This is a genomic window from Microcystis sp. LE19-8.1F (assembly GCF_027531715.1).
Taxonomy (GTDB): domain Bacteria; phylum Cyanobacteriota; class Cyanobacteriia; order Cyanobacteriales; family Microcystaceae; genus Microcystis; species Microcystis wesenbergii_A.
In genome coordinates, this window is sequence record NZ_JAPZSO010000054.1 from 1 (window position 1) to 3,980 (window position 3,980).

Genomic DNA, 3,980 nt, shown 5'->3' on the forward strand with positions numbered 1-3,980 from the left:
TTTTAGGTTGGGTAATCCCCAGACCATAGTAGCGAAACGTTTCGCCCCTTATGGGAATTAGTTAAGTCTTGGGGATGCTATTTTTATGTGAGCGATGGATGGTCAGTTTATCCATGTTTTATAGCAGAGGGCGACCATATAGTTAGTAAGACTTATATGACCAGAGTAGAGGGTGAGAACACAGGTTTAAGACATTATCTAGTCCGATTGCATCGCCAAACACTCTGCTATTCTAAGTCTAGAGAAGTGTTAGGATACTCTATTCGTTTATTAATTCATTATCTGAAGTTTCAAGAAGTGCCTATTCCTTACTGATTCATAGCTTAATTCAGCAACGCCGTAATTTTTAAGGAAGATACTTTACCTTTAACTGACTTTCAAGCTGTTAGTAATTTGTCAATTCTCCAAACTATAGCTCTAAATCTTTTCAGAGGTTTAGGCTTTTTATCCATTACAAAGGGGCAAAGATGGCTTGATAACAAGTGGTTCAGGCTTTGCGATTTGTTAGAATGAATCAGCCTCTGCCATTACTTTTGAAAAATTGTATACCTGAACTTCCCCCATACATATCTACTACAAGAGCCGAAAACCCTTATCCATCAATGGATGCACCCGTTAACTTTTCTTAATGTACCCAGGTAATTTGTAACATTTCTTAATGGACAAAATTCTCCTCCTACAGCAGATGTTATGGCCTTTTGTCAACGGGGAAGTCCAGGTATATTTAGGGCTGGCTGAATAAATCTAAAAACCTTGTTGGGTAAGACTTTTAGACCTTTGGTCAATCAAAAAGTACCAGATCCCGGAGTGATCGGGGGGAAAATTCAGGGACTTTTTCCCTGAAAATTAGGTAATTGACCCCCTCAAAATCGCTAAAACCCTACACCCGTTCGGACCTCGGCGTGAGACTTCGGACGTTCGGTGAGACTTCGGCGTGAGCTTTTGTCGAACGCTCAGGCTTCGACGGTGAGATCAGCCGAACCGCCGAACCGCCGAACCGCCGAACCGCCGAACCGCCGAACCGCCGCGTGAGCTTTTGTCGAACGCTCGGTCGAACGCTGATCTCACGGCCGAAGCCTGCCCCCACGAAAAACTTTTTCAGCAAACCCTATTTACAGCCTTTCTCAGATATATTAGGTACAATAGCAACAGTGTGTGAACCAATTACGAAGGTCTTGTTCCGAGACTTGCTTAAAAGCCTCTTCTAAAGCTTCATCTAGCTCTCGATAAGTTCTCGGTTTTAATTTTCTCAAGATTGACTTGATTTTTGACCAAAAATTTTCAATCGGGGCAAAATCGGGAGAGTAAGGAGGTAAATAAATTAGTTTAGCTCCTTTTTCTGCAACCGCTTTATTGACCTCTTCCCTGAAATTAATTTTACAGTTATCGATATTGATTACCGCACCTTCCCAGAGCTTAGGAACTAATATTCGGATAATAAACGCTTCAAATAAAATCCCAGTTATCGCTCCTAAAAAATTGGCTGTACCCAGAACTTCTTTTTTAGTAATTGCTGTAATAGTAGAAACATTTTGTCCTTTTTTAAGGGGTCGAGTCCCCTGCGCTCTAGTTCCTTTAAGTGAGCGATCGTGGGTTCTGGTCATAGATAGATTTGAACCAGCTTCGTCAAGCGAGATAAGATTTTCCTCGTCTACGTCCATAATTTTATCCTTTGTATTCTTGTCTAAGTTTTTGTACTCTTTCTGTCTCTTTTTCCGGGGGGTGTAGAGTTTTTTGTGGCGAGTCATTCTCAATCGTTCGGCTATTCTTGCCCCTGGGGCAACACTTAGCACTATACCGGTTCTTTCTAGGAACAGTTCTGATAGTTCGGTTAGAGTTGCGTCATTATTTTCTTCAATTAACTCACCTAGGGCGATCATCTGTTCTTGCGTGAGTTTTAAATGACGGCCACATCGATAAGTTTTCAGTCGAATATCTCCCGTTTCTCGAGATTGCTTCAAAAGCTTTTGTACGAAACTTAAGGCTACGCAGAATCTTTTCGCTAATTGCCTTTGAGAAATGGGTTCGTTATAATAACAGTCTAGGATTTTCTGACGGAACTCTACTGGATAGGATTTCATATTTTGGACAATTTAGCTATCCACAACATTATACTTCATATTTTTGATAAAAGCTGTAAGATCGACTTCTCCACCCCAAGGATCTTTTACCTGGCGATTGACTAACATCTCAACTATAAATTCCCTTTCCGTGGCGTAGTCGTCCTCGTCATATTGGGTAAAAAGTTGGCTAGGATGTCCTCGTTACTCGCTCAAAGCCTTCTTCAGATCGACTTGTGCCAGCCGCACCAACAATTGCCAAGCATCACATAAATTACTCTTACCATCCGCATTAACCCCAGCAACTACAGTAAACGGCGTAAATTCCATTTCAAAATTATCAAAGGATTTAAAGCCATGAACTTTAATAGAGTTCTTGCATAATTAATTTTTGATAGTTCAAAAATGAGAAAAATAGGCATAAAATTGCCTAAAATCCCTAAATAGAGCATTTAATTGATTAATGCTCATTCTTAATTCTCCTGACTACTGACTACTGGCTCGGAGACTCCTCAGCTAAGGTCAGATTTTTGATTTTTGCCAGAGGTCTAATATAAGTAATCCTAGTTTTAGGCAATAAGTAATATTAAAACATCAGCACGGCATTCAACAAATTCTCAAAGGGGAATGGAAGTTTCATGGCGAATTCCACCATACTGGACAATCTTCTCAACTTTCGCCTGATACTTTCCTACTAATAGGATGCGTTCCCTGCTGCAACTCTGACTAAGCAACTAATCGACCAGGGGGAACGCACCTTACCGAATCAATTCCTGAGAGTAGGGAATCTTAGTCTAACAAAGCCCAAGCACAACAGCTTATCTAGCTGACGGCCGCCGGCTGACGGCCGGCGACTAAAAATTAACATTGCAAGAAAACTTAACAATTGGCCAAGAAACTCGATCGAGTAGGTAGAATAGCAAGTAAATCATTTTGTAAACTCCAACCGATTAATTAACCAGAATAGAGATAACCCAGAACGCCTGTGATAGATAAAAGACGCACTACTCGCGATCTCCCCCAAATTAACGAAAGAATCCGCTTTCCTGAAATCCGCGTTATCGATAGCGACGGCTCTCAACTAGGCATTATTACTCCTGCCGAAGCTTTACGCGTGGCCGAAGAAAAGGAACTTGATCTCGTCCTCGTCAGTGAAACGGCAAATCCTCCCGTTTGCCGGATTATGGACTATGGTAAATACAAGTTTGAACAGGAGAAAAAAGCCCGTGAGGCCAAGAAAAAACAGCATACAGCCGATATAAAAGAAGTTAAAATGCGCTATAAAATTGATGAGCATGACTACAACGTGCGAGTCAACCAAGCGCAACGTTTTTTAAAAGCGGGAGATAAGGTAAAAGCGACGATTACCTTCCGAGGCCGGGAAATTCAACACTCTAACCTAGCGGAAGAATTACTGGCGCGCATGGCCAAAGATTTAGAGGATGTAGCTGAGGTACAGCAAGCGCCAAAAAAAGAAGGTCGTAACATGATGATGATGTTATCGCCGAAAAAATAACTAACTAATCCAGAAAAAGGGGCTAAAACCCCTTTTTTGTTCTTCAGAAATCCCCAAAAGAAACCAATAATTTAAAACAAATGTATTATCTGCGAATTAAGTCTCTAGATTGAAATCACAGGCACTCAAACCAAATCCGTTTTTAATAGTATGATTAACTCCCAATCGAACTTTAAAAACCCAGTTATGGATTGTTTCTCCGCATCTCTGGCGCGCCCCTCTCCCTGCTCCCTGATCTCCTATGCCTTTTAAACAGGATTTAGTAAGTATCTAAGCACAATTAATTACACATCTAAGCCACTACTCCGTCAGACTTCTGATGTGAGGAAACAGTGAACTGAAAACTCAAATCCGATCCCTAATAGCTGTATCCCGTCTCCCGTCTCCCGTCTCCCGTCTCCCGT

General features: G+C 41.4%; 2 protein-coding genes and 3 pseudogenes. 3 read left to right on the top strand and 2 right to left on the bottom strand.

The genetic code is table 11. From position 1 onward, the window contains the following. Together O9334_RS05990 and O9334_RS05995 are read left to right on the top strand one after the other, a co-directional pair. A pseudogene (locus O9334_RS05990) lies at positions 1 to 315 on the top strand (IS1 family transposase); the annotation flags it as partial. Between the two features lie 24 nt (positions 316 to 339). Continuing rightward, positions 340 to 513 (top strand): annotated as a pseudogene (locus O9334_RS05995) (ISAs1 family transposase); the annotation flags it as partial. A 620-nt stretch (positions 514 to 1,133) separates the two neighbouring features. Here the strand turns inward: O9334_RS05995 and O9334_RS06000 are convergent. Further along, complete coding sequence (locus O9334_RS06000) at positions 1,134 to 2,081, bottom strand: IS630 family transposase (protein ID WP_287999666.1); 948 nt, start codon at positions 2,079 to 2,081, stop codon at positions 1,134 to 1,136. A 57-nt stretch (positions 2,082 to 2,138) separates the two neighbouring features. Next, positions 2,139 to 2,390 (bottom strand): annotated as a pseudogene (locus O9334_RS06005) (AAA family ATPase); the annotation flags it as partial. 655 nt (positions 2,391 to 3,045) lie between these two features. On the opposite strand from O9334_RS06005, the gene infC reads away from it, so the two are divergent. Then, on the top strand, positions 3,046 to 3,576 hold the full coding sequence (gene infC / locus O9334_RS06010) for a translation initiation factor IF-3 (protein ID WP_045359727.1): 531 nt from the start codon (positions 3,046 to 3,048) through the stop codon (positions 3,574 to 3,576). Positions 3,577 to 3,980 lie beyond the last annotated feature (404 nt).